We start from the raw sequence: 22,557 nt of genomic DNA, 5'->3' as shown, positions 1-22,557 counted from the left end.
TAGTCGGGCATTGGTGCAAGCTGACCCTACCCCTTTGTGGTGAGCGCGTGTGCGTGCGGCTTAGGCAAGGTGCATTGGAGTGGCGGGCCAGCATCCCTGTGTCTGGCGTTTGGTGAACCACCCTCGAAATGCCAACTGTCCTTCGGCAGCCCGCTCGCCACTATGTCAGGCAAAAATCCACGAGGGGTGGGTATGAAAATCGTGCTGTTCGGGCAGTTCGGCTGCGGCAACACCGGCAACGACGGATCGCTGAAGGCAATGGCGGACCTGTTGCGGGATGCGCGGCCGGACGCCGAGATTGTCTGCGCTTGTCCGAACCCGGCCAATGTCGAGTCCGACCTTGGCATCTCGTCGATCGGAACATCGCGCCCTGTCATGACCGGCAGGGTCGCTTCATTTCTCAATCGTGTGCTGTTGAGGCTTCCCGGCCGCATAATCCACCTGCTGGATCCGATCAGACAATTGAAGGGCACCGATATGGTTCTCGTTCCGGGAACCGGTTTTCTCGACGACTTTCAGGAGATACCGCGCGGATGGCCGCTGATGATACTGCGCTGGTGCCTTGCGGCACGGCTGGTCGGCGCGCGTCTGGCATTTGTCAGCATTGGAGCCGGACCCATCCGGCACCCGATGAGCCGCTTCTTCCTCACGGCAGCCGCGCGCCTGTGCCATTACCGCTCCTACAGGGACATCCAGTCGCGCGATTTCATGGTGAAATTGGGAATCGGTCGCGGAACGGACCAGGTCTGTCCCGATCTGGCCTTTGCCCTTACACCGCCTCCCGCGAAGCCGAGGCCCGTCCGGGATGTTTTGACCGTCGGTGTGGGCGTTATGGCCTATTCGGGCTGGGTCAATCGCGGAGCCAACTCCGAGGAGATCTACGACCTCTATATGGGTAAGGTCGTATCCTTCATCGGCTGGCTCCTGGAAAAGGGGCACGACGTTCGGCTGCTGACCGGCGACATCATGGATCAGCGCGCCGTGTGGCACGCGCTGGAGCGCCTGCAGGCAACGCTATCTCCCGAGCTCACATCAGCCCTCATCGTCGAGCCGACGACGACGCTTTTCGAGGTGATGCGCCAGATCGCGCTGACAGACGTTGTCGTCGCCAGCAGGTTCCACAACGTCGTCTGCGCAATCAAGCTGAAGCGGCCGCTGATCTCTCTCGGCTATGCCGAAAAGAACGAAGCGCTGCTGCGGCAGATCGGCCTTTATGGCTTCTCGCAGCACATCGAACACTTCGATCTTGATTTGTTGAAGCAGCAATTCATGCGCGCATCGGCCGAGCGTGTCGAGATCGCTGACCGGATGGCCATTGTCACTTCAGGCTACATGAAACGCCTGATCGCACAGCGAGACGCTGTGCTTGAATTGCTGCCATCGCCTCCCGAGCGGGAAGTGGAACTCGCGCCCGGTGCGCCCTCGTCTCATTGATCAGGGCATCAACCACGCGTCGACTGCACACCGCCAGCCGTCACGGATCGCAACGTTGCGGCGATACGCTCCATGGCATCGCCTCTGGTCATCAGGCTTCCCACCGGAGGCAGCACCGCAAACGACGGACGCCTGCTTAAAGCGAAGCGGATGAGATTGGCTACCCCCGGTTCCCGCCGAACAAGGTGGGAAACCGCGCACCAGTAGGCCCGCGCCGCCAGGCTGTTTACCGCAAGCCTCTTTAGCCTTTCCGCTTGAGCCAGATTTGCGCCCGGCCCGGCGAAGAAAACGTTGAAGGCCCGCTCCATCTCGACGTTCCACATATGGACGTCGCGAACCGCGGACGATTTGTTTTCCCCGTGGATACGGGAGATGACCTGCGTGGCGTCGACCTGCGCGACATCGCCTATGGCGGCGAAACGCATCCACAACTCGACATCATCGGTATGGGTGAGCTCGGCGCGATAGTGACCCACACGTTTTTGCGTGCTTGTCCGCACGACCACGGCCGGACCGGCAACCGGATTGCGACCGGTTCGACAGAACTCTTCAAGGAAGTCGCCGCCTGCCATCACCTGATAGCCTTCTGCGGCTCCATCCGTCGATGCAAGAGAGGCTTCGTCGTCACCCATCACGAACCGCGTGGGGCCGTAAACGAGATTCACGTTGCGGTGCCGCTCCATGATCGCGACCGCGCGCGCCAGAGCCCCGGGCGTAAACAAATCGTCCGCACACAGAACGGCGAAATAGTCCGAATGCGCCCAGTCTATACCTTCATTGAAAGAGGAGGTCGATCCAAGATTTTTGGTGCGGGCTCGCACCTCGATCCGCGAATCCTCGGATGCATGTCGGCGAGCGATCGCGACGCTTTCGTCGGTCGAGGCATTGTCGATAACCAGCACCCGCATTTCAGATCCACGGTAAGATCGGATGCTTCGGAGGCACTCGTCCAGATAGCGCGCGTAGTTGTAGCTCGGAACGAGAATGTCGATGCTGGCCATCTTGTCGCTCATGCCTGGCCCGTTCCCTGAAGAAAGCCTCGTTCTCCGGCCCTCTCGGCGGAACGGTCCTCCCCGCTCCTTATCCATTGCCGCAGTCGAAGCAGATTGAGCATCTCGGAAAGCACGGGATGGCGCGTAAGCAACACGCCCGCCAGCCAGCCGCAGAAGGCCAGAAGCAAGACCGCCCCGAACTCCAGGACGGTGAAATCGAGATCAGGCCGGATCCAGCAGGTGAAACCCACCGGGCATGCCATCGCCGCGACCGTGACGATCGCACTGCTGCCGATCGCGCCGGCAAGGTCGCGCCAAGTAAACGAAACAGCCTTCCGCGCATAATGAAGCGCGATGATCATTTGCAACGGCAGGGCCACCAACTGGCTCCAGGCCATCGCCGTCAATCCGAACATGCTGGCGCTGCACAGGATGACTGCGGCGCTGGACTTGGCGGTCAGGTTGGAAACGAATGCCGTCTTGTTCTTGCCTGTAGCCATTAGCAGCGGATGGGTAAGTATGACGGGGAAGAAGAAGATGCCCGCAACCGCGACGATCCGGACAAGCGGCACCACCTCCATCCAGGCCGGCCCAAGGATGAGGTTGACGACCGGCCGCGCAAGCAGCGCCATCAAAAGCAGGGCGGGCCAGTAGATCACGCAAATAAGCCTCAACGCATGCAAATACGCGCGCTTGACGTCCCGCCCGTTGCGCACGCCGTCGGCAAGGGCTGGAAAGGCGATCGAGAATACCGAAGACAGCAGCATCTTGTCGGGTATGCCCGAGATCGCATTCATGCGGCTGTAGAGCCCGACATCGGACATCGGCATGAAGCGGCCAAGCACGAGTTGCGGGATCGCCTCGTAGATCTTGTCGACGATGCCTGCCGCGCCCCGGAACCGGCCGAAATCCAGCACGACCCGCCACGCGGAAACTGTCGGCTTCGTCGGCAGGGCGTCTGGATGGATGAAACTCGTCATCAGTGTCGTTGCGCACGCAGCAACGAGATTGCCCCATGCATAGCTCATGAAGCCGAATCCCATCGCCGCGAGGCTGATGGTGGTGATGGCCATCGCCACGATCGAGGCCACGCGGATCCTTGCCGTGTTGCCGAAATCGAGCTCGCGATGCAGCAACGCCACCGCCGGGTAGGACATGGTGTCGATCACGGTTGCCAGGATCATGACGGCGAGAAAAAGCTGCAGCCCTTCCTCGCCATAAAACCGCGACAGCATGGGGGCAGCCAGCATCAGGCCTACCCCCAACATCACGCATGCACAGATGAGTATGGTGCCGGAACTCTGCACCTCCTCCGCATTCACGGCCGGTCGCTGCACGAGGAACTCGGCGGTGAAGAATTCGCGCAAAGAGAAGGTGATGACGCACACACCCAGGCCGACCACGGCGATGCCGATCTCCGCCGGCGTCAAGAGCCGAGAGAGGGTTGCCACGAGCACGAAATTGATGATGAGCGAAAGATACTGCTCAACCGAAGCCATCACGAAGGCACGTCGAACGCGATTCATTACCCCTCCTGCCCGGCCGGCCGCCGCCGGCTTTCATGGTCTGCTGAAGACCGCCTGCTATCCTGGCTTATCGAGGACGGAGAGCCGGTCGTGTCTCAGGCGCATCGCATCGACGATGCGGCCCGCCTCCATCCATTGCGACTTGGCAGCGACAGCGCTGCTTTGGCGTAGCGCGTTAGCGGCATCTTTCAGCAACCCCTGGACGCCATCATGATCGATCCTGCCGGTCTCTTCCAATTCGAGCAACAGAGATTGACAGATGTAGAGAGCGGCCAGGCTCAAAGATCGCGTCTCGGAACTGCTTATGACCACGTCCATTTCGGTCGTACTCCACACGATCTGCCCAGCTACCGAGCAGACATTGACCGATAACTCGCCGATGCTGATGCTCGCACCGAGCGCACTCGAAATCGCTTTGAACGATTTGTCCTTTTGCGGCATCCGAATGACACCGGGTTAAGCCTTTGGTGGCATCGGAAGAGCTTGTGGGCGACCGATTCGCGCCGATATGGCTCGAAACCACGACAAGGCCGACAAGGCGGGTGGTTTCGGGGAGGACGGTGCCGCTCGCGGCAACCCGTACACTCTACCAGAGGATTACGCAGCTAGTTCTTTTGGGCCCAACGACTCCCTGAATGTCCAGATAGAGCGGAGCAGCGTTCAAGCTAGCATCGGATCATGTTCGGATCGCGCAAGTGGTACCGATCATATGGTTGGGAAGGGCTTGGAGGCGGGGTTGCCAAATCTCTACGCACATCTTCTGAACGCGATTCTGACGACCGTGTTGCTGATCGAAGTCATGCGCCGCGTTGCGCCTGGCTTCCGGCTCGTCGATCTTCCAGATTTGCGAAAGCAGCACGAAGGCGCGGTGCCGCTCTGCGGTGGACTGGCGATTTTCGGCGCTTTCCTGATAACCGCCCTCGGTTTTGACGGGCATCACGAGGTGCCCTGGTACATGGCCGCGGGCATCGGCATCCTGGTCCTGACGGGTGCCGCCGACGATCGCTGGGGTCTGCGCGCAGCGACGCGCCTGGTCATCCAGCTTTGTGCCGCCTTGTTGCTCATCCTTCCTGGAATGAGCCTGTCGATCCATCTGGGCTATGTCGGCGAATTGCCGGTGCTGCTGTCACCCCTGCTCGGCGGTGCGCTTGCCCTCGTTTTCCTCGTAGGCAGCGTCAATGCGATCAATATGCTCGACGGCATCGACGGTCTCGCCGGTGCAAGCGTCGCTGCCGCGCTTTTCTGGCTCGCGCTCATAGCCGCCCATGTGGGTGACACCGACGTGGTATTGCAGGCGCTCGTGCTGCTGGCAGCAACGATCGGCTTCCTCGTCTTCAACATGCGCCATCCCTGGCGGTCCAAGGCCAGCGTCTTCCTCGGAGATGCCGGCAGCGCCATGCTCGGTGCGTTCCTGGCCTACTTCGTCGTTCGCCTCTCGACCGGCAGCAGCGTCGCATTTGTCAGTGCACTGTGGATCCTGGTGATCCCGTTCATGGATACGCTGAGCCTTATCATGCGCCGCATCGCGGCTAGGCGTAGCCCCTTTTCGCCAGATCGGATGCATCTGCACCATCTGCTGGTCGACCGCGGCATGCCGCACGCGCAGGCTGCCGTTCTGATCGCAGGTGTCAGCGCGCTGTGCGGCGCGATTGGCTATTTCGGCATTCTGTTCGGCGTACCGGATATTCTGATGGCGCTCGGCCTTGCGATCCCGGTTGCCGCGCACGTCGCAGCGGTGACTGCACTCACCGGAGCCGGGCGGAGCTCCAATGTCCAGCCTGCTGGCAATGCCGGCTTCGTCAGGCGTGACACACCGCCAGTCATGGGAGGTGGGCAATGACCACTGTTCTGGCCGACAGGAAGTCGGGAGCAGCTTCAGGAGCAGGCCGTACTCGGACCGGCGTGTCGGTGCTCATCATGACCTTTAACGAGGAGCAGAACCTGCCGGCTTGCCTTGCCTCGGTCGATTGGAGCGACGATGTGGTGGTGCTGGATTCCTTCAGCACGGACCGCACCGTCGAGATCGCACGGGCAGCAGGCGCACGTGTGGTGCAGCATCACTACACGACCGAAAACGGCCAGCGCATGTTCGGGCTCACCCAGATCCCGTTCCTCAACGAGTGGGTCTATACGCCCGACGCCGACGAAATCACGCCCGACGAACTGCGCGACGAAATGCTGGCGATCGCCGCCGATCAAGGCCGGCCGGAAGCGTTTTTCAAGGCGCGCTACAAGAACATGTTCATGGGGCGCTGGATCAAGCACGCGAGCCTGTATCCCACCTGGATCACACGGCTTGTCAGGCCCGCCAAGGTCCGCTTCGACCGCGAGGTCCATTCCGTCTGCGCTTCCGACCAGCCGGGTGGCCTGCTGAAAGCGCATTTCATCCACTACAGCTTCAACAACGGGCTCCGCGCCTGGTTCGACAAGCACAACCGCTATTCGAGCGTGGAGGCTGAACTCGCGATCGAGAATCCGCCGCCGCCGCTCCGCTGGGTATCGTTGTTCAGCCGACGTGCCGACCAGCGGCGCGGCGCGCTGAAGGCGATGGCGGCCAGGCTGCCGTTCCGCCCCACCCTGCGCTTTCTCTACATGTACGTGCTGCGCGGCGGCTTCCTCGATGGCTGGCCGGGCTACGCCTATTGCCGGCTCATTTCCGGCTATGAGTTCATGATCGGGCTGAAGACGGAAGAGCTTCGTCGCAGGCGGCAAGGCCTGCGAATCTGACGACCGCGATGCAGCTCATGAATGCACTCATCACAACGGGTATCGGGAGAGCAAGCATGCTCGCCGCGGCCGCTTTGGCGGCGATTGCGGTTTTCGTGCTCTATCTCTGTCTGGTCGCCCTGGCCGAACCGCTGCTGACGGTGAGGGACGCGTTCGCGAGGACCGATGTCATTGTGGTACTTGGGGGAGACGGACCGCCGCGCGCTGCAAAAGCGGCAGAGCTGTGGCTCGCCGGCCTGGCGCCCAGGATTCTCGTATCGGGCGACGGCGACTGTCTGTACATCCGCGACGCCATGATTGCAGCGGGCGTGTCCAGGGGTGCCATAACCACGGAATGCCGATCCGGTAGCACCCGCGAAAACGCGCAGCTCTCCGCTCCCATACTTGCCGGATCTGAGACGGCTTCGGCCACGCTCGTGACAAGCTGGTACCATTCGCGCCGCGCTCTGGCGAGCTTCGAAAGGGCCTGTCCGCGCATCGACTGGAAATCCAATCCGACGGAACCCCCGCCGACATTCCCGGGAGCCGCATTCAGCCATCACGGCCCCGCGATAGCCCAGGAATATGCCAAGACCGTCGTCTACGCGCTTGGCGATCTTGCGCGAGATATCGAAGCTACGGATAAGCCCACCGGCTGGTGCGCGGGAGAGCCGGCATGAGCTGGGCCCTGACCTTGATTTTCACCGGCATCGTCGCCTGGTTCCTTGCCACCGGCTTTGCCTCCCCCCGGCGGGTCTACGAGTTCCCGTTTCTTGCAGGGATGATGGCGTTCGCTTTCCTGCTGCCGCAGATTCCGCCGGTCATCAGCGATATGACGCTGCCCGAGGGCGCCTATACCGCCGCGATGGGCGTCGCCGTGCTTTGCATGGCGATGATCCGTGTTGGCTGGCGGGAGAATGCCGCGCCGCTTCCGTTTTTCGCCCAGAGCTTTTCCGAAGCGAGGCTTCTGAAAGTCGCCGTCGTCATGTCGCTCGTGGGAGCGCTGTTCTACTTCCAGCTCAGCCGCATGCCCTCGGAACTGACCGTCGGCGTTCAGATGTCCGGCATCAGCGTGGTTTACCTGTTCTTCGGCCGGCTTCTGATTTACGGACTTGCCATCGCCGCCCTCTGTTTCGCACGACGACCGAGTTGGCTGGCCGGCGCTGTCATCGCCTTCGACCTGGTATTCTGCCTCGACCGGATTTTGGTCACGGGCAAACGCGCCGAGACCCTGGAAATCGTTTTGATCCTGGCGCTTGCCTACTGGTTCCATCGCGGCTGGACACCGCCGCGGCTCGCTGCGATCGCTGGCGTGGTCGGCATCACGCTCGTCATGGGAAGCCTCGCCGATTACCGTCACATCAACCGCGAAAGCGGTGGCTTCGACGCCCGGCAGATCATGGAGATCGATGTCGTCGACAACTTCAGGGAAAACCTGGCCAATGGCGGGCTCGAGTTTCGCAACGCCGTCCAGCGCATAGGGCAGATCGATCGCAGCGGCGAATTCGACTACGGCGCGGTTCACTGGAACCGTCTCGTCTTCAACTTCGTACCTGCCCAGATTCTTGGGGCCTCGACGAAGAAGGCATTGATGATCCCGACGCCGGAACCCTCGCGAGACTATCTTCCCCCAACGGGCACGACCGAGACCGGCTTTGTCGATGCTTTCCTGTCGTTCTGGTATTTCGGAGCGGTCAAGTTTCTCATCCTCTCCTATCTCATGTCCCGCATCTGGGCCTCGGCCATGAGCGGGTCCACGACGGGACAGATCGTCTACATGCTCAGCATCGTACCTGCGATGCATTCGATCTCGCACGTGACCGACTGGGTGTTGCAGGTCTGGGTGCACATGATCTTTTTCCTAGCGCCGGCATTGATGCTCGCTTCGCTGCACCAGGTCAGAAGCCGACACAGACTGGTGCCGGCAACGGTGGCGTGAGCCATGGCCCGTCACAGCGAGACAGTAGAACCCAGGGGCCGCGCACGCGGACGGTCTCCGTTGCTTGGCGGGGCGACATTCGAACTGCGCCATCGTGTGGCAAGGGTGGCATGGTCGACCTGCTGGATCTTGTTCGCGAGATGGACGCCGCCGCAGTTGCAGCCTTTGCGACGGCTGGTCCTGCGCGCCTTCGGAGCCGACATCCATCCGACGGCCATGGTGCGCAGCAGCGTGAAGATCTGGTGGCCCGGCAATTTGAAGATGGGTGAGCGGGCCTCTCTGGGACCTGGCGCAATCTGCTACAACGTCGCCTCAGTGACGATCGAGGATTTCGCAATCGTCTCTCAGCGGGCGCACCTGTGTACCGGCACACATGACATCGACGACCCGGACTTCCCGCTGCGTGCTCGGCCGATCAAGGTCGGGCGAAACGCGTGGGTGGCCGCCGAGGCGTTCGTCGGTCCGGGGGTACATATCGGCGAAGGCGCGGTTCTCGGAGCCCGCGCGGTGACCTTCCGCAACCTCGAAGACTGGACAGTCTATGGCGGCAATCACGCCAAGCCGCTCAGAAGTCGCAAAAAGATCGTCTGAACCAGCCCATCAAACTCAAGCAGCGACGCAGATGTTCGGTTTTCTCGCAAGCCCGTAGGCATCGAGCGTCATATCGGCGATAACCGGCCAGGTGAAGCGCTGCCTGACGAGCGCGCGGCCGGCAGCGCTCATTGCCTCGGCTGTCTCGGCGTCGGCCAGGATAGCCGAAAGTGCGGATGCAACAGCCTCCGCATTCAGATCGACGACCATGCCGGCGCCCACTGCCGCAACCTCCGGAAAATGGCACTCCTTGGAGATGACGACTGGGGCGCCGCAGGCGAGCGCCTCCGTGATCGCCACGCTGAACCCCTCCTGCCGGCTGGGTAGGCAGAAGCACGCGGCATCGCAAAGCGCCTCTAGCTTCTCGCGGCCGTAGAGGCCGCCGACGAGGTGCACGCGCTTGCCAAGTCCATGGGTGGCAATGGCGCTGCGCAGGGACGCTTCGGCCCCGTCGTCCGGGCCGGCAATCACCAGATCGACGTCCGGCCACTGCGGCGCGAGCCGTGCATAGGCATCAACCAGATAATCGAGCCCCTTCTTGGTGTGCAGCCGCGACAGAAACAGCACGAAGCGCCGTCCCGCCAGCGCCGAATGCTGGTTCGAAAAGCTGCCTTTTGGCGGCAAGGGTTCGATCTCGTCGAGAAAGATACCGTTGGGGATCGTTCGCGTTGGCGCGCGTAGGTTCAAAGGCGCCAGCAGTCGTGCCTCGTCATCGTTCAGCACATGGATGAACGCGGCCTCGTCGAGCATCCGTCGATAGCCCAACGCGAGCGCGATCCGCTTCTTCCAGTATTTCTGCTGCAGGCTCCAGGGATCAAGCATTCCCGCCAGACGAACGCAGTATGGAATGCCGGCCGACCGCGCGACATTCGCCGCCTGCCGCAGGATCGGTTCCCATACTCCGTGAAGATGAACGGCATCGGCGCCAGCGATGATTTCGGTGAGAGGTCGGCGTGTCGCCAGCGCCAGTATGCGTTCGCTGCGGCCCGGTTCGGGCAGCAGGTGCCGTTCGACATCGAGGATCCCGGGCACGTCCAGCAGCGCCCTTCGAATGCGCGGCTCCGCTTGCGCATCCGCGTAGCTAACGATGTGCACATTGTGCCCTTTGGCAGCCTGGGCTGCGGCTATGCGCATCACGACCCCGGGAGGTCCGCCGAAGGCCGGGTCGATCGAGCCGATGACGTGGACGACCTTCATGACGCGTACTCCCTTGCAGGCGAGGTGCGGGCGGTTCGGCGCAGATAGTGGCCGAGCACGCAGCAGGCGAAAGCGCGTGACCATGCCGGACTTTCCGGCTCGGCGACGAAGGTCGACCACAAGGCCTCGAGGCCTTCCGCCTCGACCAGCCCGGACGCGCGAAGATGTTCGAATCCGCTTCGGCAGCTCTCGGCCAGCGGGCCGAGCATCCAGCGCCGTATCGGCAGCGTGAAGCCGTGCTTGGGCTGGTTGAGGAGTTCGGGACGAAGCAGGTCCGGCATTGCCGCGCGAAGCATATGTTTGTCGGCGCGCCCGTTGGGAAGGCGAACGCGTCCCGGCAGGCCGAAAGCAAGGTCGACAAGCCGTCGATCAAGCAACGGTACGCGAATTTCCAGCGAGTGCGCCATGCCGTCGGCATCCCCATCCCGCAGCAGCATGTTGCCCATGTAGAGGCGGCTCTCGAGCAGGCCGACACTCCATATCGGGTCCCGAGGATTGACGGGCATCGCCTCCATTTCCTCGGGATCGAGGAAATTTTCATCCAGTCCCAGCCATCGCGCATCGAGACCGAGCGCATTCATCTGCGCAGGAGCCATTAGCCGCCGCCGATGAGTGTAGAGGCTGGTCAGGTCCGCGCCGGATTCGGCCAGAGCGGCAGCCTTGGCCCGGAACGCTGCCGGCTTGCCCGCGCTGAGGAGTTCCGCCAGCCGCCGCCGCTTCGGCGCCGGCAGCCAGGATGCATGTCTCAGCATCCGGTAGAGGCGCGGCACATCGACAAAGCTCGAATATCCGCCGAAAAGCTCGTCTCCGCCCTGCCCTGACAGGGCGACGGTTATGCCGTGTTCGCGCACTGCCTTTGAAATCACATAGACGTTGAGCCCGTCGATCGACGGCATATCGATCGCGCCCAGCCATGCTTCGGTCGTTGCAATCGCATCCGCGCTTTCGATGCGTATTTCCGTATGGTCGAGGCCGAAGCGGCGCGCTGTGTCGCCGGCCAGTTCCAGTTCGCTGAGATCGGGGTTCTCGGCAAAGCCGACTGTGAAGCTTCGCAGCGTCGAGGCGTGTCGCGCGGCAAGCCCGGCAACGATGGTGCTGTCGAGGCCGGAAGACAGGAACACGCCTACCGGCACATCGCTCACCAGATGATCGCGCACCGATGCTTCCAGCGTTCCACGTACAGCCTCGACGGCTTCCGATCGGCTCAGATGCGATTCAGGCCGCGGTGGCGACCAGTAGTGCACCGGCGGCTCTTCTTCGCCCCTGGCCGTCAGCATCTGCCACGCGCCGGCCGGAAACGACCGGATGTTGCGGAACATCGTATAGGGATGCTGGCATGCGCCGTAGGAGAATAGCCCTGCGATGCCGCGCGGGTCGATCTGCGGCTCGAGCAGACCCGAGGCGAGAATGGCGCGCACCTCGCTGGCAAAGACGAATGTACGCCCGCGCCGCCCGACATAGAGCGGCTTGATCCCCAGGGGATCGCGCGCAAGCATCATCTCCCCGGTAGCGGCCCGGTAGAATGCGAACGCGAACATGCCCTGCAAGCGCGACAGCGCGCGCGGCCCCCACTCGACGAGCGCGTGCAGCAGCACCTCGGAATCGCTATCGCCCAGAAAGACGGTGCCGCCGGCACTCAGCTCCTCCTTGAGATCGCGATAGTTGTATATCTCGCCATTGTAGACGAGCACGTCACCGGTATGCGGATGAACCATCGGCTGCGCGCCCTGGGCCGACAGATCGATGATTGAGAGCCGCCGGTGGCCCAGCCCGAGGGTCGCATCGCCCATCGTCAGATAATGCTCGCCGCCGCCGTCGGGGCCGCGATGACGTTGCGCGTCAACCATCGCCGGCAACGCCAGCCGCGCAATCCCGCCATCCTGGCAAATGACACCTGCTATACCGCACATGACAGTTTTTCCATTTCGGCCGATGCGGAAGGATCGAAGGCGGCCCACAGCCGCCGGCCATATGCAGCCACATCGAACTCGGCCGCCCGCGCACGCGCATTGCGTCCCATCCACACGACGAGATCGGGGTCGGCGGCCAGGCGCGAAATCCTGTCGCACAGGGCGTCGACATCGCCTGCGGGGCAGACGAAACCATCGACTCCATCGCGAACGACGCTGCCTGCATTCGGCGTCGTCACGACCGGCAGTCCGGCCGCCAGCGCCTCGTAGATCACCGTGGCCGACCCCTCGCAGATCGACGGCAGGAAGAATATGTCGGCCCAGTCGTATTGCGCCGGAATTTCGGAGCGGGGCACCTGCCCCGTCACGGTGAGGGCGTCAGCAAGCTCGCGCTGGCGCGCCGCCGGCAGTTGCTCGACCGGCCCGACGAAGCGGAATGATGCCTCCTTGCTCAGACGCAGTGCCGAGGCCATTACGTCCGGCGTGCCCTTTCTGAGACAGGCTGCTCCCACCGTCAGCACCCGCAACCGGCCCGGCAACCGGGGCTTCGAAAAGTTTCGCACGACCGTGGCGTCGACTCCGTAAGGCACAACCACGCAACGCTCGACCGGCCCTCCAGCCGCAGCGATACCGTCACGCACGAAGTCGGACGCGCATATGACGAGGTCGGCCGCCTCCCATTCGTCTTTTTCGCGTTGTGCGTACTCGCCAGCCAGCGGCACCTCGTCCGGCGCAGGCTCCCAGCCCGGATGCCGCTCGGTTTCGAGGGCCACCAGACGGTCGGCCACCGAGCGCGGCGCGATAACCTGCTCCACGGCGCTCCAGAGGCCTTGCTTTCGCGCCGCCTGCAGTTGCTCGAGGCATTCGCCGCTCATGCCGTAGAAGGCGCGGGCTTCCCCGAAGCCTTCCGCCACCACCGCGCGCGAGAATGCGCGCCCCGCTTCCAGCGCGACCTGCGTATCGACAGCGATGGTCGGCGTCATCATGCGACGGATGACGGACTGAAGCCCAATCGTCTCGAAGCAGCGTATCTTGTGGGGTGGTATGCCTTGCGGAACTCTGCCGGCGAGGCGTCTTAGCGAGGCCGGCAGTGCGCGGCGCGGCATCATGCCGAGCGCGCGCGGCCACCCGCGTGCGGCGCAGATATCGGTGTTAAGGCGCTCGAGGCGGCCAAGGTTTTCGAAGATGCGAGGCACCGCATAGTGCATGCGCGCGCCAAGCTGACTGACGACGACTGTTCCCTTCATGCGGTTGCTGCGCCTCCGCGCGTCTCGACAGGAATGCCGCTCTGGGGCGCGAGCTTCAACACCGCGCGAAGCCATGCGTTAACGCCGATGCCAATCGAATATTCGTTCTCGAACAGCCGCCTTGCGTTCTCGCCCAACATACGAAGGCGCTCTTCGTCATCGCGCAGGGCGACGACCTCGGCAGCCAAGCCTTTCGCGTCTCCGATCTCGAATGCATTTCCGCAATCGTAATCGCGCGCGACGCGGGCGACTTCTCCCCCAAGCGAACCGACGAAAAGCGTCGGGCGGCCTGCGGCCAACACGCCGTAAAACTTGCTGGGAATGATGCAGTGCTCCAGCTCCGGCAGCAACGACACGAGATGCGCATCCGCGACGCAGAGGCTTTGCGAAAGCACATCGATCGGCTGTAGCGGCTTGAAGGTCACGTTTTCGAGCCGGCGGCGCCTCACCTCCGTCTCGACCGTCTTGCGCTGCTGTCCGTCACCGACCATCAGAAAATGGATGTCGTTCTGGTCGCGCAACAGGTCCGATGCTTCAAGCAGCGTCGAGAAATCATGCGCACGCCCGAAGTTTCCGGAATATCCGACCACAAACTTGTCCCGGAGGCCCCACTGGGCACGCAGCTCGTTCTTTTGTCGTTCAATCGGCCGTATCTCGCCGCCGTCGGACCAGTGATGAACGACCGAAATCGGCGTCGTTGTAGTCGCCGCCAGATGGCGGGCCATGGTGCCTGTCGGACAGACGATCAACGAGGCGCGCCGATCCGACCAGTTCCGCAGGCGCAGCGCGAGCGCTGCAAGCCTTGGATGCCGATCCAGCATGCCGAGTTCGATCGCGGTTTCCGGAAACAGGTCCATGACCCAGCTCACCAGCGCCGCGCCGCGAAGGCGGATCGGCAAGGCCGTGGCGACCGAAAGCAGCGGCGGGTCGGTGCAGTTGACGCACAGATCGCCCCGGCGGGCATTCACAAGCATCCACCACGCGGCAAGAACGTGGAATGAAAGATAGTCTACCGCACGGCCGGGCAGGCTCCCCCTGCCAAACGCGGAGGTAGCCAGCCTCGTGACCTCGACCCCCTGGATCGTTTCGCGGGCCGGAAGGACCGCATCGTTGTCATTGTGGAATTGCCGGCTTGTGACCACGGCCACCGAATAGCCCCGTTTTGCAAGCGCGAAGGCCAGCCCGGAGACCATTCGGCTCGTTGCCGACTGGTCGGGATGGAAGTAGCGGTTGACGAGAACGATCCGCATGCGAGCGCCTGTGTTCGTTTTGGTGCATCGCAGGCTGTGACTTCACAACCGGAACCGCAATTTCAGCGAAAGGTGGAGCCAGAGCGGTATTCGAACCCGCCTACCCCTTATGGCTGCGGAAGGCCGCTCCGATTGCGGCAGAACGTGCCACCCGCCTGCAGGCTACACCTTTAGGGCTGTGCTGTTTCGCCCCGCCATGCACCTATTTGGCAAGTTCCGCGCCCGCGCGAGACCGGCAAAGCTGCGGTCTGGTCTTGCCAACATAAAAGGGGGCGCAATTGCCGAAACAGCGAGCACTCATCATCGGCGTCACGGGACAGGATGGTTCCTATCTCGCGGAGCTTCTGCTCTCGAAGGGCTATGAGGTCCACGGTCTGAAGCGGCGTTCGTCCTCTTTCAACACCGCGCGCATCGATCACCTCTACCAGGACCCGCACGACGAGGATATTCGTTTCATCCTGCACTATGGCGACCTGACCGACGCGACAAATCTCTGCCGCGTGATCCAGAAGGTGAAGCCGCACGAAATCTACAATCTCGGTGCCCAGAGCCATGTTCAGGTAAGCTTCGAAACCCCCGAATACACGGCAAACGCGGACGCGCTCGGAACCTTGAGGCTGCTGGAAGCGATCCGCATCCTCGGTTTGGAGAAGGAGTGCCGTTTCTACCAGGCCTCGACATCCGAGCTCTTCGGCAAGACCGCACCGACGGCGCAGAACGAAATGACGCCGTTCGTGCCGCAGAGCCCCTACGCGACAGCCAAGCTGTTTTCATATTGGACCACGGTCAACTATCGCGATGCCTACGGCATGCACGCCTCGAACGGCATTCTCTTCAACCATGAGAGCCCGGTGCGCGGCGAAACCTTCGTGACCCGCAAGATCACCCGTGGCGTCGCCGCCATCGAACGCGGGCTGCAGAAGCGTCTCATGCTCGGCAATCTCGACGCCAAGCGCGACTGGGGTCACGCTCGCGACTACGTGGAAGGCATGTGGCGCATCGTTCAGCAGGACATCCCTGACGACTACGTGCTGGCAACGGGCGAGACACACACGGTCCGCGAGTTCGTCGAGAAGGCTTTCTCGGTTGTCGACTGCCCGATCGAATGGGCGGGAAACGGCGTCGAGGAAATCGGCATCGACACGCGCAACGGCAATACGATCATCGAGATCGATCCCCGCTATTTCCGGCCGAACGAAGTGGACTTCCTGCTGGGCGACGCGTCGAAGGCGCGCGAAAAGCTCGGCTGGTCGCACAGCTGCTCCTTCGACGATCTCGTCACCGAGATGGTCAGCTCGGACATGAGAACCATAGCGCTCGAGGCTGGTCGCAATGACTTCAATGGCATGTGAACAGTCGTTCGAGCTGCGCGACAAACGGGTCTGGATCGCCGGACACACTGGTCTCGTGGGCTCGGCCCTGCACAGGCGCCTGTCGCAGGAGCCGTGCGAATTGCTGCTGGCCGGCCATGACGAACTCGACCTTATCCGCCAGGATGCGACTGAGGCATGGATGCGCCGTACGCGACCTCAGGTGGTGGTGGTCGCGGCGGCACGAGTGGGCGGCATCATGGCCAACTCCCGCTACCCGGCCGACTTTCTCTACGACAATCTGATGATTGCGGCGAATGTGCTGAGGACAGCGCACGAGATCGGCGTCGAACGGCTAGTCTGGCTTGGTTCGAGCTGCATCTATCCGCGCGAGGCCGAACAGCCAATCCAGGAGGACTCGCTTCTAACCGGACCGCTGGAGGCAACCAACGAAGCCTATGCGATCGCCAAGATCGCCGGGCTCAAGCTGGCAGAATCCTACAACCGGCAGCATGGCCAGCAGTTCTTCACGGTAATGCCGTGCAACCTCTACGGACCGAACGACAATTTCGATCCGCAGAACTCGCACGTGATCCCCGCTCTCATGCGAAGGATGCACGAAGCGAAGGAAGCTGGGGCGCAGACCGTGGAGCTCTGGGGCACGGGAACGCCGCTTCGCGAGTTCCTGCACGTCGACGATCTGGCGGACGCTGTGGTGTTGCTGCTCAGTCGCCACGTAAGCGGCGAACCGGTCAACGTCGGGTCGGGCCTGGAGATTTCTATTGCCGACCTCGCGCATGTGGTCGCCCGCGTCGTCGGTTATCGCGGCCGGATCGTCTTCGATCCGACCAAGCCCGACGGAACGCCGCGAAAGGTTCTGGGATCGCAGCGCGTCAAATCGCTCGGCTGGCGACCGTCAATTTCTCTAGAAGACGGGCTTGGCGAAATGTATCGCGCCTGGCGCGCCCGCAACGCTGTGGCGCAACCGCCGTTGGGCCGCGCCGTGGAGCAAATTGTCGGATGAGAGAGGGAGCGGCGCCGGCGGCATGAAGCCGCCGGAACCTTCAGTTCGTGTTGGCGCTCGTAGCGACCGGTCGAACCATCTCGGCTCTGAGGATATCCCCCGGCCTGATCTGTTCACGTTCGCCGACAGGCGTTTCCTCATAGTCACCCTCGGGCGTCCGGCGCAGGATGCGATAGGACAGCGTAACACCCGCCTGAAGCTGCGCGCCGGAATCCGCCGTCATGGCGACTTCAACCATGGAAGCCAGAAGCGCCTCCTCGCGTTTGGCCTTGCGCTCAAGCTCCAGTTCGACTTCCTGCAGCTTGGCGGCCGCCTCGTTGCGGCGCTGCTCCTTGAGGCCCTCGCGCCTTTGCTGGACCGCAAGCAGATTCTGCCGCGCGCGGGCAAGATATGAGTTGAGTTCCAGGGCGTCGCGTCGCGTGGCGGAAAGCCGGCGCTCGGATTCGCGCAGGTTTGACTTGGACGTCAGGCCGCGCTCGACGAGTTGGGTCGTCGCCGCCACGTCCTCGCCAAGCAGCCTTATTTCGTCCTCATGCAGTTTGATGCTTTGGGTGATGCTTGCTATCTCGTCGACGAAACTCTGCTCCTGGGCCAGAAGTGCTTTCCCCTCAGCCTCCAGATTGGCGTTGCGGATCGTCAGCAGATCCCGTTCACGCTCGTTGACCTTTCGCTGGAAAGCCAGAAGCGCCGGCTCGTCCTTGCGTGGCTCCGGCGGAATGAAGTCGCCATCGTCCAGTTCGGCACGATGTCGCGCACGCGCAGCCTCCAGACCCATGATCTGCAGTTCGTTGTCGTTTAGTTCCTGGCGCATTCCCAGAAGCTGGAGCCCGCTGCCGCTGGCCAGGGGCGTTTCCGCACGCCGGAGGCCGCCGCCCAGAGCAAACAGCTCCAGCGTGATCATCCCGGGCCGATAGTCGTAGCGGCCTGGAGTCTGCACGTCGCCAAGGACGAAAACCGGCGCATAGCGGCTGACCGCCGCCGCCACGGACAGGCCCGGCACGAATTCCGCGAGGTCACGGGAAAGCGCATCGGCAACATCCGCCGTCGATTTGCCTGATACCACGACCTGCCCCAGAAGCGGATACGCGATCGCGCCATCATTGATCGTAAACTCGCCAGACAGGCCCTCCTCGCCGAAGACGTTGATAGCCAGCACATCACCGTTTCCGAGAAGGTACGGCTCGTTTGCAGCCTGGCCGAACGCGCTCGATACCGTGACAGCCAGCAAAGCGCTGCCGGCGACCGTAGCGAACAGGCGTTGGGCAAACCGGCGTTGCCCGGCCTTGGTGGCAATGGTGCTTTTCATCGCGCTATCCTTATCACCGACCCTTGGCCGGATGCCGGGTCACCGGGCTGTCGCTTCAGCGACCAAGATGTGGTTTCCGGCGAAAAATCGGGTTCCAGCGTGACATCCTTGCTGGCCCGGTTGAGGATGATACCGTCCGGCGCGGATCCGATCGCCGTCATGCGGCGAAGCGCATCCACCACCTGTTCCGAACGATCGCGCTCGCAATCGACGACAAACAGCGAGCAATCGGCAAGCCCGGCGATCACCACAGCATCGTTGGCACGCTCGAGATCGGGTGCGTCGAGCACCACCAGTTCGAAGTTTTCCCTCAGGCGGGCGACGAACTGGCCGAACGCGGAACTCTGCAGGAACAGTTCCGGCGCGACCTTGCGCGACCGCGCAGGCACGATGCAGGCTTGCGATTGCGGATCGCGATGGATGACGGCATCGCTTGCGAGCTCACTGTCCAGTATGCCGTCCAGCCACTCGTCCGGCTTCAGCCCTGCCGTACTGGCTAGGCTCGGATTCCGGAGATCCGCTTCAACCACCACCGCCTTGAGCCCCGCTGCAGCAGCCGAACGGACGAGCCCCAGCGCGAGACTGGTCTTTCCGCGCCCGCTACCGGCCGACGTGACCGCAACGACCTTCTTGCCTCGCGCCCGCAGGCTGAGCCGGATACCCGACAGTGCCAGGCCGAGAGGCGTAGCCTGATCCGCTACCGTCTCGACCTTGCCAAAACGGCGCGCCGGCAGGCGCGGAACCGCGCCGATTACCGGGATGCCTGTCGCCTCCAGGTCCCGCAGGATCCGCAGACGCCTGTCCGTCATTTCACGCCATGTGATGCCGAAGGCGGCGAAGCAGCCGGCAAGGCCGATACCCAGTAGCAACCAGTTGGACGGCCGCGGGCTTGCGCGCGCAGCCGCTGGCTGTGCAGGCGAGATAAGCTGCGCCTCGGGCATCTCGAAACCATCCTGTTCGATCGTCTGCTTGTAGCGAACAAGGTAGCTTTCATAGATCGCCCGGTTGGCGGTCGCCTCGCGTTGCAACTGCGCTGCGGTCAACTCCGCATTGTTGGCTTCCGAAAGTTCTGTCTGGGCAGCCTGCAACGACTGTCCGAGCGCGGCGAGGTTCTCCCGCGCGATATCAGCTTCGTTTGCAAGGCTCTGGATGAGCCGGTCGACCTCGACGCCGATTTGCCTGTCGAGAGCTTCCTTTTCAGCCGTCAGCAGATCGATCTGCCTGCTGCGGATCGCACCGCTCTTTTTCAAGGTGTCGAGCTCGCGCTCGACCCTCGAATGTTCTGTATGCAGGGTCTGGATGGCCGTCGAGCCGAGAAATTCCGCGAGAGCCGGCACATCCTGCTCGCCCGCCAGCCGTTTCACGACTTCAAGCCGCGCCTCGGCCGTTGCGAGAGCTCCCTTCACCCTTGCCGTTTCGGTGTTTGCAGCCGCCACGGCCATCGACTGGAGCGATACGCCATTGGTCTGGATAAGCCCAGCGCCCTGCCGGAAGTGCTCCAGCGCCTGTTCCGATTGCTCGAGCTGAGCTCGCAGGCCGATCAGCGTCTCCCCAAGCCAGTCGCTTACCCGGCGATTGGCCGCTTTCTGAATGTCGATCTGATGAGCCAGATAAGAACGCGCGAACGCATTCGCGACGCTGGCTGATATCTCGGGCTTTGCCGAAGCATAGGATATGAAGATCGTGTATGAGCGACCGTCGTTGCTGACTCTGAGGTTTGACAACAGCAGGTCGATCATACGCTCATCGGAATTGGTCGTCGTGGGTTGCGGCGCCTGTTCCGCCTCGCCGGATGAACCGGCGTTGCCCGAAGCAACAAATCCCACGACCGAGCGAATGAGCGTTAACGGGCTCCAATCGACAAGCCGGTGCTCCTCGACATCGATACCTTCGCGCTTCAGCCGTTCGACCACGTTCAAGGCCAGAGTACGCGACCCGATAATGTCGAGCTGTGTCCGCAGAACTGGACTGTCCTGCGGTAGCGGTGAGACGACGGACTCATTCGGGATCGCCTGAACCCGTCGCACGTCGAGAACGATGACCGCCTGCGAAACATAGCTGGACGGTGCGTTGGCATAGCCGAACCATGCAGCCGACAAACCCAAGGCGCTTGCGACGGCAATCGTTATGCGTCGTCGTCGCAAGGTGAGCCAGGGATTCCAGGACTGACGTAGTTTCACACTCCCGGCCGAACGCCGTACATCATCAACAATCATCTGAAACGCCCCCGCGTTAGAACTAACTGACTAATCGCTTCGGCGATCAGTGCTGGAAGTTCGCGTGCTCCGGGAACATTTCATTGATCTTGAAAGCAACCTCGGTCCTGTTGGTTGCCTTGAGCTTCCGCATGATGTTGCGGATGTGAACCTTCACGGTGCTTTCGCGAAGATTGAGTTCGTAGGCGATAATCTTGTTGGCCTTCCCGCGACAAAGAGCGTTGACGACCTCTTCCTGCCTCTGCGTGAACATGCCCGACATCGGCCGGTTCACGTCGTTGCCGGCCTCGATCGCCCTGCGCATTGCCAAGACGCTGCTGGCCGGGAGGAATATTCCGCCTGCCAGCGCAAGATTGATTGCCTCGATGCATACATCGATCTGGACCGAAGTCGGGATGTAACCCTTGGCGCCGAGTTCGAGAGCTTTCAGCACATGGGCCAGCTCGTCGTTGTCGGCGAGCACGATAACGGGGCATGCATACTCCGCTACCAGCTTGGTGATCGTCGATCCGACCGCCGCGTCTGCAGGACGCTGCCGTCCGATACACAGAAGTACTGCGGAAAGAGGCGGATGCTGGTTCTTCATCTGCCGCCATTCGGCGATCGAACCGCATGCAACGACATCGAAGGGCATCTGCTTGGCGCGAAGTCCTTGAGCCAGGCAATCGCGATCGAGGACACGGGTATCGAAGATGAGCAAAGTACCCCTATCTTCCTGCCGCTCGACCCCGTCGCGAGATCTGTCAGTCAAATTGTCTTCACTCACAAGAAAAATAGAACGCTCCGGTCTTTCTTCATGGATGCTGCGCATGACTAGTTGCTCCCCTTTACTACCTACACCAAGTTTCCGCGCCGCATCCTGGTGCCCGTCATTCCGTTGGCGTTTGCCAAACATTAAGATTAACGGGCGGTATACAAACCATTAGTAGGCCCTATCGATCAGGCAAACATTGATTAGGATTAAGTGAATTGCACAATTTCATTCTAAAAATCAGGAAAAATGAACATTCTTCGCAATAAATGGGATAGATAATCAGAATCTTTGTTCGCACTTGATAGCTGACAAAGAAGGATTCTCCGCCAACGCGATGAGTTTACTGAACGACAACTGGCCGACCCTCACCCATGATGATAGCCAGACCATCACCTTTCGGAGGATACCTCACACCCGAAGGTATCGGTGATCGAAATCCGCAAGTTCTATCAACCGGTCTGGATTGAGGAACTCGACTGTACCCTGACGAAAAGAGAGCAATTCCTCTTCCCGCAATTCCCGCAGTTTGCGGTTGAGGTGGATCGGCGTAAGGCCAACCGCGTCCGCCAGATCGTTCTGCGTCAGGGGACAGGCATACTGGCCTATTTCCGAGGGCCTTTTTCCTGTGACGCGACAACCAAGCTCCAGAACGATGTGCGATATCCGCCCCAGAACACTGCGGCGACCGAGGTTGACCATGTGTTCGCACATAATGGCGAGCCGGCGACCGGCTGAATTCAGCAGCACGCGATCGACAGGCGAGTTGGCGTCCAAACGCTCCATCGCAAAGCCTGGCCTGGACTCGAAAACGATGACGTCCGTGATCGCCGTGACCGAGAACCCGGCCATGCGGTTGTCTCCCGCAAGGCCTATGATGTCGCCCTTGATCGGGAAATCGATGATCTGCCGTTCGCCTTCGCCGACAAACTTTTCGATCCGACACCACCCCGAATGTACGATACGGACGCGATGTCTTTCCTCGCCCAGCGGCGCAATCGTTCCATGCGCGGCGTAACGCTTTGGCATGAAGCCAAATGACTCCAGATCCTTCAGCCCGATGGTGTCCCACCGCGTGGTGTAGCTGGCGGCATTGGTGGCCGCGCTCTCCGGCTTGGCCGGGCTGATCAGCGCGCCACTGCGGGCAGGCTGATGAGC

At 62.0% G+C, this 22,557-nt stretch carries 19 protein-coding genes; 8 read left to right on the top strand and 11 right to left on the bottom strand.

Annotated features, from left to right (window positions below; genetic code table 11):
* Positions 1 to 192 precede the first annotated feature (192 nt).
* Positions 193 to 1,434 (top strand): polysaccharide pyruvyl transferase family protein, encoded by a 1,242-nt coding sequence (locus V1479_RS16885; protein ID WP_368803971.1) that lies wholly within the window; start codon positions 193 to 195, stop codon positions 1,432 to 1,434.
* A gap of 8 nt (positions 1,435 to 1,442) precedes the next feature.
* Here the strand turns inward: V1479_RS16885 and V1479_RS16880 are convergent, their stop codons facing one another.
* From V1479_RS16880 to V1479_RS16870, 3 genes are read right to left on the bottom strand one after another with little or no spacing between them, the layout of a single operon-like run.
* The gene (locus tag V1479_RS16880; protein WP_368803970.1) at positions 1,443 to 2,447 is read right to left on the bottom strand and encodes a glycosyltransferase family 2 protein; all 1,005 of its coding nucleotides are present in this window, start codon (positions 2,445 to 2,447) and stop codon (positions 1,443 to 1,445) included.
* Positions 2,444 to 3,952 (bottom strand): oligosaccharide flippase family protein, encoded by a 1,509-nt coding sequence (locus tag V1479_RS16875; RefSeq protein ID WP_368803969.1) that lies wholly within the window; start codon positions 3,950 to 3,952, stop codon positions 2,444 to 2,446. The genes V1479_RS16880 and V1479_RS16875 overlap by 4 nt, the downstream gene beginning before the upstream one ends.
* Before the next feature lie 57 nt (positions 3,953 to 4,009).
* On the bottom strand, positions 4,010 to 4,393 hold the full coding sequence (locus V1479_RS16870; RefSeq protein ID WP_173192994.1) for a hypothetical protein: 384 nt from the start codon (positions 4,391 to 4,393) through the stop codon (positions 4,010 to 4,012).
* Between the two features lie 295 nt (positions 4,394 to 4,688).
* On the opposite strand from V1479_RS16870, the gene V1479_RS16865 reads away from it, so the two are divergent.
* From V1479_RS16865 to V1479_RS16845, 5 genes are all read left to right on the top strand, one after another.
* On the top strand, positions 4,689 to 5,792 hold the full coding sequence (locus V1479_RS16865) for an MraY family glycosyltransferase (RefSeq protein ID WP_368803968.1): 1,104 nt from the start codon (positions 4,689 to 4,691) through the stop codon (positions 5,790 to 5,792).
* A gap of 77 nt (positions 5,793 to 5,869) precedes the next feature.
* Positions 5,870 to 6,679 carry a glycosyltransferase family 2 protein gene (locus tag V1479_RS16860; RefSeq protein WP_368804568.1) on the top strand — a complete coding sequence of 270 codons (810 nt, stop codon included), beginning with the start codon at positions 5,870 to 5,872 and terminating at the stop codon, positions 6,677 to 6,679.
* Between the two features lie 56 nt (positions 6,680 to 6,735).
* The gene (locus V1479_RS16855; protein WP_368803967.1) at positions 6,736 to 7,338 is read left to right on the top strand and encodes a YdcF family protein; all 603 of its coding nucleotides are present in this window, start codon (positions 6,736 to 6,738) and stop codon (positions 7,336 to 7,338) included.
* On the top strand, positions 7,335 to 8,597 hold the full coding sequence (locus V1479_RS16850; RefSeq protein WP_368803966.1) for a hypothetical protein: 1,263 nt from the start codon (positions 7,335 to 7,337) through the stop codon (positions 8,595 to 8,597). The genes V1479_RS16855 and V1479_RS16850 overlap by 4 nt, the downstream gene beginning before the upstream one ends.
* Before the next feature lie 3 nt (positions 8,598 to 8,600).
* Positions 8,601 to 9,188 (top strand): LbetaH domain-containing protein, encoded by a 588-nt coding sequence (locus V1479_RS16845; RefSeq protein WP_368803965.1) that lies wholly within the window; start codon positions 8,601 to 8,603, stop codon positions 9,186 to 9,188.
* Positions 9,189 to 9,203: 15 nt separating this feature from the next.
* Here the strand turns inward: V1479_RS16845 and V1479_RS16840 are convergent, their stop codons facing one another.
* From V1479_RS16840 to V1479_RS16825, 4 genes are read right to left on the bottom strand one after another with little or no spacing between them, the layout of a single operon-like run.
* Positions 9,204 to 10,385, bottom strand: a complete 1,182-nt coding sequence (locus V1479_RS16840) for a glycosyltransferase (RefSeq protein WP_368803964.1) — start codon at positions 10,383 to 10,385, stop codon at positions 9,204 to 9,206.
* Positions 10,382 to 12,295, bottom strand: coding sequence for an asparagine synthase (glutamine-hydrolyzing) (gene asnB / locus V1479_RS16835; RefSeq protein ID WP_368803963.1), 1,914 nt, complete (start codon positions 12,293 to 12,295; stop codon positions 10,382 to 10,384). Before asnB ends, V1479_RS16840 begins: the two co-directional genes overlap by 4 nt.
* Positions 12,283 to 13,542 (bottom strand): glycosyltransferase family 4 protein, encoded by a 1,260-nt coding sequence (locus V1479_RS16830; protein WP_368803962.1) that lies wholly within the window; start codon positions 13,540 to 13,542, stop codon positions 12,283 to 12,285. Before V1479_RS16830 ends, asnB begins: the two co-directional genes overlap by 13 nt.
* Complete coding sequence (locus V1479_RS16825; protein WP_368803961.1) at positions 13,539 to 14,792, bottom strand: glycosyltransferase family 4 protein; 1,254 nt, start codon at positions 14,790 to 14,792, stop codon at positions 13,539 to 13,541. The genes V1479_RS16830 and V1479_RS16825 overlap by 4 nt, the downstream gene beginning before the upstream one ends.
* A gap of 278 nt (positions 14,793 to 15,070) precedes the next feature.
* On the opposite strand from V1479_RS16825, the gene gmd reads away from it, so the two are divergent.
* Together gmd and V1479_RS16815 are read left to right on the top strand one after the other, a co-directional pair.
* The gene (gmd, locus tag V1479_RS16820; RefSeq protein ID WP_368803960.1) at positions 15,071 to 16,144 is read left to right on the top strand and encodes a GDP-mannose 4,6-dehydratase; all 1,074 of its coding nucleotides are present in this window, start codon (positions 15,071 to 15,073) and stop codon (positions 16,142 to 16,144) included.
* Positions 16,116 to 17,126 carry a GDP-L-fucose synthase family protein gene (locus V1479_RS16815; protein ID WP_438620738.1) on the top strand — a complete coding sequence of 337 codons (1,011 nt, stop codon included), beginning with the start codon at positions 16,116 to 16,118 and terminating at the stop codon, positions 17,124 to 17,126. Before gmd ends, V1479_RS16815 begins: the two co-directional genes overlap by 29 nt.
* A 40-nt stretch (positions 17,127 to 17,166) precedes the next feature.
* On the opposite strand, the gene V1479_RS16810 is transcribed toward V1479_RS16815, so the two are convergent.
* From V1479_RS16810 to V1479_RS16795, 4 genes are all read right to left on the bottom strand, one after another.
* Positions 17,167 to 18,432, bottom strand: a complete 1,266-nt coding sequence (locus tag V1479_RS16810) for a polysaccharide biosynthesis/export family protein (protein ID WP_368803958.1) — start codon at positions 18,430 to 18,432, stop codon at positions 17,167 to 17,169.
* Positions 18,429 to 20,537: a GumC family protein gene (locus V1479_RS16805; RefSeq protein WP_368803957.1), complete on the bottom strand. Its 2,109-nt coding sequence runs from the start codon at positions 20,535 to 20,537 to the stop codon at positions 18,429 to 18,431. The genes V1479_RS16810 and V1479_RS16805 overlap by 4 nt, the downstream gene beginning before the upstream one ends.
* Before the next feature lie 157 nt (positions 20,538 to 20,694).
* Entirely contained in the window at positions 20,695 to 21,459 is a 765-nt protein-coding gene (locus tag V1479_RS16800) for a LuxR C-terminal-related transcriptional regulator (protein WP_438620736.1), read from the bottom strand.
* A gap of 351 nt (positions 21,460 to 21,810) precedes the next feature.
* Positions 21,811 to 22,557: Crp/Fnr family transcriptional regulator (locus V1479_RS16795; protein ID WP_368803955.1), on the bottom strand; the 747-nt coding region annotated here is incomplete at its 5' end.

The organism is Neoaquamicrobium sediminum (assembly GCF_040970315.1).
Taxonomy (GTDB): Bacteria; Pseudomonadota; Alphaproteobacteria; order Rhizobiales; family Rhizobiaceae; genus Aerobium; species Aerobium sediminum.
Note: the sequence above shows the minus strand (reverse complement) of the source record. Positions and strands in the feature narration are given on the sequence as shown.

Bases quoted from the DNA above. Each gene is read 5' to 3' on its own strand.
- V1479_RS16885 (WP_368803971.1), top strand. From the start codon at position 193: ATGAAAATCGTGCTGTTCGGGCAGTTCGGCTGCGGCAACACCGGCAAC.
- V1479_RS16880 (WP_368803970.1), bottom strand. From the start codon at position 2,447: ATGAGCGACAAGATGGCCAGCATCGACATTCTCGTTCCGAGCTACAAC.
- V1479_RS16875 (WP_368803969.1), bottom strand. From the start codon at position 3,952: ATGAATCGCGTTCGACGTGCCTTCGTGATGGCTTCGGTTGAGCAGTAT.
- V1479_RS16870 (WP_173192994.1), bottom strand. From the start codon at position 4,393: ATGCCGCAAAAGGACAAATCGTTCAAAGCGATTTCGAGTGCGCTCGGT.
- V1479_RS16860 (WP_368804568.1), top strand. From the start codon at position 5,870: ATGACCTTTAACGAGGAGCAGAACCTGCCGGCTTGCCTTGCCTCGGTC.
- V1479_RS16855 (WP_368803967.1), top strand. From the start codon at position 6,736: ATGCTCGCCGCGGCCGCTTTGGCGGCGATTGCGGTTTTCGTGCTCTAT.
- V1479_RS16850 (WP_368803966.1), top strand. From the start codon at position 7,335: ATGAGCTGGGCCCTGACCTTGATTTTCACCGGCATCGTCGCCTGGTTC.
- V1479_RS16845 (WP_368803965.1), top strand. From the start codon at position 8,601: ATGGCCCGTCACAGCGAGACAGTAGAACCCAGGGGCCGCGCACGCGGA.
- V1479_RS16840 (WP_368803964.1), bottom strand. From the start codon at position 10,385: ATGAAGGTCGTCCACGTCATCGGCTCGATCGACCCGGCCTTCGGCGGA.
- asnB (WP_368803963.1), bottom strand. From the start codon at position 12,295: ATGTGCGGTATAGCAGGTGTCATTTGCCAGGATGGCGGGATTGCGCGG.
- V1479_RS16830 (WP_368803962.1), bottom strand. From the start codon at position 13,542: ATGAAGGGAACAGTCGTCGTCAGTCAGCTTGGCGCGCGCATGCACTAT.
- V1479_RS16825 (WP_368803961.1), bottom strand. From the start codon at position 14,792: ATGCGGATCGTTCTCGTCAACCGCTACTTCCATCCCGACCAGTCGGCA.
- V1479_RS16810 (WP_368803958.1), bottom strand. From the start codon at position 18,432: ATGAAAAGCACCATTGCCACCAAGGCCGGGCAACGCCGGTTTGCCCAA.
- V1479_RS16800 (WP_438620736.1), bottom strand. From the start codon at position 21,459: ATGCGCAGCATCCATGAAGAAAGACCGGAGCGTTCTATTTTTCTTGTG.